The following is a 4,100-nucleotide window of genomic DNA, read 5'->3' on the forward strand; positions in this document are numbered from 1 at the left end:
CTGTTAATTGCTGTAGGTGCTATCGGCAAAGCTTTAGGGATAACCATTCGTCCTGCTGCTAAATCAGAAAATGCCAATACCCTAGACGCGATCGCACGGGCTTCCGGTTTCCGCACCCGTCGAGTCAGCCTCACTGGTAACTGGTGGAAAACAGATGGTGGTCCCCTGCTGGCTTTTACTAAAGAAGAAAATCAACCCGTCGCTCTGCTACCGGTCAAAGCCACCAAGTATGAAATCCTTGACCCAGTCGAGTTGACCCGCACCCCCCTCAACCGTCACACTGCCACAACAATTGCTGCCATTGCTTATACCTTTTATCGCCCTTTACCCGATCAAGAGATTACTGTCTGGGATATTCTCCAATTTACGATCAGAGGTCGTGGCTCAGACTTGCTGAAAATCCTGGGAGTGGGAGTAGTTGCAACGTTATTCGGGATGTTGACACCACAAATTACCGGTATTCTAATCGACTCTGCCATTCCCGACGCTAAACGCCAATTATTAATCCAAATGGGATTGGGATTGTTAGCCGCTAGCTTTGGGGTGATGATATTCCAATTAGCTCAAAGTTTTGTAATCCTGAGAATGCAAACCAAAGTCAGTTATGATACTCAAGCCGCCCTTTGGGATAGATTGCTGAAACTAAAACCCGCCTTTTTCCGCCAGTATTCCACAGGGGATTTACACAATCGGGTTTCCGCTGTTAATCAGATTCGTAATCGACTTAGCGGTAGCATTTTGCGAACCCTATTTACCAGTTTATTTTCGTTGCTAAATCTAGGACTATTGATAGTCTACAGTTTTAATCTAGCATTAGTTGCGATCGCTATCGCTTTAGTAGCAGTAATTATTACTACTATATCCGGTATGATTACCAGGCGGAAAATGCGTCCCCTCCAGCAGCTTTCCGGAGAAATCTTTGGACTAACAGTGCAGTTAATTGGTGGCATCTCGAAATTACGAGTCGCTGCTGCTGAATCAGAGGCGTTTACTTGCTGGACGAAAAAATACACTAAGCAGGTAAAACTGATATTAAGTACCCAGTTAGTGGAAGACTTACTAACCGCTTTTAATGTATTGTTACCAGCAGTAAGTTCAATGGTGCTGTTTGGATTTACTGTTGCTTTAATGGCACAGTCCGTAGGGGAAACAGGATTATCTACTGGTACATTTCTGGCATTTAATACTGCCTTCGGTACCTTTATCACCAGCGCCACCCGCTTAAGCAACACCCTGATTGATAGTTTAGATATTACTATTTTATGGGAACGTGCCCAACCGATATTACAGACAAAGCCAGAAGTTGATGCTGATAAGTACCATCCCGGCAGACTTTCTGGTCAACTGAAATTAGACCAAGTTTGCTTTCGTTACCGCCAGGATAGTTCGTTAGTTTTAGATAAAATTACCCTAGACGCGAAAGCCGGAGAATTTATTGCTATTGTCGGTCCCTCGGGGAGTGGTAAATCCACTATCATGCGGTTGCTGTTGGGATTTGAAACTCCCGAAGCCGGAGCAATCTTTTATGATGGCAAAGATTTATCGGGATTAGATATTGCAGCGGTCAGGCGACAGTTAGGGGTAGTGCTGCAAAATGGGCGAATTATGAGTGGTTCGATTTGGGAAAACATTGCTGGGGGGGCAATTGTTACCCAAGAGCAAGCTCGGGAAGCCTTGCAGATGGCGGGATTAGCTGAGGATATCCAAGCCATGCCCATGGGGATACATACTATTATTTCCGAAGGGGGTGGTAATCTTTCTGGAGGACAGCAACAACGGTTATTTATTGCCCGCGCTTTGGTACACAAACCCCAGATTTTGTTGTTTGATGAAGCGACATCTGCGTTGGATAATCGCACCCAAGCAATTGTTACTAATAGTTTAGAAAAATTGGGGGTAACTCGCATAGTAATTGCCCATCGTTTGAGTACTATTCGTCATGCTGATAGGATTTATGTGTTGCATGGTGGGAAGATAGTACAGCAGGGAAGTTTTGAGGAATTGGCAGCAGTTGAGGGGTTGTTTGCTGATTTGATGGCGCGACAGATGGTTTGAAGGGGAGCAGGGAGTAGGGAATAGGGAGTAGGGAGTAGGGAATAGGCAAGAGGCAAGAGGCAAGAGGCAAGAGGTGAAAAATCCTGTATATCTGATAGCTATTAAAAACCCTGTAAATGTGATATAATTTCATTATTACCTAGCTCCGTTAATAGTTTCATAATGAAAACAATTTCCAAAAGTATACTAAAAAGCAAACTGCTGGAGTTCTTGCAGCTTGTCGAGTCAGAAGGGGAAGAAATTGTAGTTACTGATCGGGGCAAACCAGTGGTGATCATTTCTAAATACGCCAGCAATTTCCCTTCAACAGAACAGTTATTTGGGCAAATGCGCGGTAAAGTACAGTATTTTGAGGATTTAACAACTCCTTTGGATTGTAAAATAATCGGAACTATAATAAAATAGGTATAATTTTTTTTACATAAGTCATCGGTATGCCCACCTTAGATATAACAGTTGAGCAAGTAATCAGGTTAGTACAGCAATTACCTTTAGAGGGAAAGAAAGCCGTATTGGAGATACTCCAGAACGAATTGGTGAATCAAGAAAACCCTTGGCTCAAAATAGCGGGAAAATATCAAGACGATCCACAATTTGATGAAATGTTAGCTTACATTGAAGCTAACCGACAAGAATTGAATGATCAAGAGGAACCTAAGTGAGTTTGTGGATTCTCGATACTGATCATTTGTCGCTTTTGCAGCGAGGACATCTGGGTATCCGTAAACGTATTACTACAATAAAACCCCAGGAAATAGCGATTACTATTATTTCGGCTGAAGAACAAATCAGAGGAAGGCTGAGTATTATTAGACGTGCAAGTTCCGCTAATGAACTGGTTTTAGCTTACCGACGTTTGAAGGAGTTATTGGATGATATTGGAACTATAAACGTGCTTGAGTTCACTCCCGAAGCTTCCCTAATTTATGACGATTTAGTGCGCCAAAAAATCCGGATTGGAACCAGAGATTTAAGAATTGCAGCAATTGCTCTTGCGGTTAAGGGAACCGTAGTAACCCGTAATCAAAGAGATTTTGAGAAAGTTCCCGGTTTGAAAGTGGAAGATTGGACCGTAGAAGGCTAAAGTAAGTAAGCAAAGTGCTACAGATAGCCCATAGCTTCAGGCTTATTCCCTACAAGGGATTTGCCAACAGAAACCAAAACCAAAAAGCAAAACCCCCAGCAAGAGCTACATAGGAAGTAAGCTCAATGCTGGGGTGAAAACAGCAACCCCATCCCCGGATAGGGATGGTTGTTGATCAATTTATCGAGGCGAACCCAACGCTATGGGATGGGTCAAAAGGTTTTTGACCAATGCCTTGGGTCTGTGGTACTGTCAGGTGTTGCCTCCGCCAACCTAGGATTAACGTATTTTAATGCCAAGATGTAGGGTGTACCCGAACATACCCAGATGATATAGTCTCCAATTCCGACACAGAAAGTTTGGAGAGTTTTGTGGAGTTCTTTCCGTTGATAGACTCAGAGTTTGCTCCAGAGTTTTGTTGTGGAGTTTGATTGGTTGGATTGTTCGTCATTTTGGCGAACCAATTTGAACACCCCCAGATATCGTCTCCAATTCTGACAAAGAGAGTTTGTCGAGTTTAGTGGATTTATTGTTGATGGACTCAGAGTTTGCTCCAGAGTTTTGCTGTTGAGTTTGGTTGGTTTGATTGTTCTTCATTTTTTTTTTCGATTTTGTGCCTTTGATGATCAGATGGATCCTAGTAAGGTGATCCGAGTTAAATAGGTTTGGAATGAGAAAGTTGGGGCGTAAAATATTACCACCGCAAAGGAGAATGGCGGAGCGTTTTTTGCTCACCAACAAAGTTCATTGACTAACCTGTTTGCAACATAAGTACTATTGTCAAAGCACTATTGTCAAGCAAATTTTTGATTAAATTATCTTATAGTTTACATAGACTCAGCTAATCAATCGGATTCCCGATTCCCGATTCCCGATTCCCGATTCCCGATTCCCGATTCCCGATTCCCGATTCCCGATTCCCGATTCCCTCCTCCCTGATAATGACTCAGCAAAAACCCCC

Annotated in this window: 6 protein-coding genes; 4 read left to right on the top strand and 2 right to left on the bottom strand. The window is 43.0% G+C overall.

The genetic code is table 11. The features are described 5' to 3' along the window. From F6K38_RS36500 to F6K38_RS36515, 4 genes are all read left to right on the top strand, one after another. Nucleotides 1-2,055: NHLP bacteriocin export ABC transporter permease/ATPase subunit (locus tag F6K38_RS36500; protein WP_287359908.1), on the top strand; the 2,055-nt coding region annotated here is incomplete at its 5' end. A 162-nt stretch (nucleotides 2,056-2,217) separates the two neighbouring features. After that, a complete protein-coding gene (locus F6K38_RS36505; protein WP_287359909.1) occupies nucleotides 2,218-2,460 on the top strand; it encodes a type II toxin-antitoxin system Phd/YefM family antitoxin in 243 nt (80 codons plus the stop codon). A gap of 29 nt (nucleotides 2,461-2,489) precedes the next feature. After that, complete coding sequence (locus tag F6K38_RS36510; protein ID WP_287359911.1) at nucleotides 2,490-2,717, top strand: hypothetical protein; 228 nt, start codon at nucleotides 2,490-2,492, stop codon at nucleotides 2,715-2,717. Beyond that, on the top strand, nucleotides 2,714-3,139 hold the full coding sequence (locus F6K38_RS36515) for a type II toxin-antitoxin system VapC family toxin (RefSeq protein WP_287359912.1): 426 nt from the start codon (nucleotides 2,714-2,716) through the stop codon (nucleotides 3,137-3,139). The genes F6K38_RS36510 and F6K38_RS36515 overlap by 4 nt, the downstream gene beginning before the upstream one ends. A 289-nt stretch (nucleotides 3,140-3,428) precedes the next feature. Here F6K38_RS36515 and F6K38_RS36520 read toward each other — a convergent pair whose 3' ends face one another. Together F6K38_RS36520 and F6K38_RS36525 are read right to left on the bottom strand one after the other, a co-directional pair. Continuing rightward, nucleotides 3,429-3,590 carry a hypothetical protein gene (locus F6K38_RS36520; protein ID WP_287359914.1) on the bottom strand — a complete coding sequence of 54 codons (162 nt, stop codon included), beginning with the start codon at nucleotides 3,588-3,590 and terminating at the stop codon, nucleotides 3,429-3,431. After that, complete coding sequence (locus F6K38_RS36525) at nucleotides 3,587-3,736, bottom strand: hypothetical protein (RefSeq protein WP_287359915.1); 150 nt, start codon at nucleotides 3,734-3,736, stop codon at nucleotides 3,587-3,589. Before F6K38_RS36525 ends, F6K38_RS36520 begins: the two co-directional genes overlap by 4 nt. Between the last annotated feature and the right edge of the window lie 364 nt (nucleotides 3,737-4,100).

Origin of the sequence: Moorena sp. SIO3B2 (assembly GCF_010692525.1) — a bacterium.
Taxonomy (GTDB): Bacteria; Cyanobacteriota; Cyanobacteriia; order Cyanobacteriales; family Coleofasciculaceae; genus Moorena; species Moorena producens.

Excerpts from the sequence above, each read along its gene's own strand:
- F6K38_RS36505 (WP_287359909.1), top strand. The coding sequence starts at position 2,218 with ATGAAAACAATTTCCAAAAGTATACTAAAAAGCAAACTGCTGGAGTTC.
- F6K38_RS36510 (WP_287359911.1), top strand. The coding sequence starts at position 2,490 with ATGCCCACCTTAGATATAACAGTTGAGCAAGTAATCAGGTTAGTACAG.
- F6K38_RS36520 (WP_287359914.1), bottom strand. The coding sequence starts at position 3,590 with ATGACGAACAATCCAACCAATCAAACTCCACAACAAAACTCTGGAGCA.
- F6K38_RS36525 (WP_287359915.1), bottom strand. The coding sequence starts at position 3,736 with ATGAAGAACAATCAAACCAACCAAACTCAACAGCAAAACTCTGGAGCA.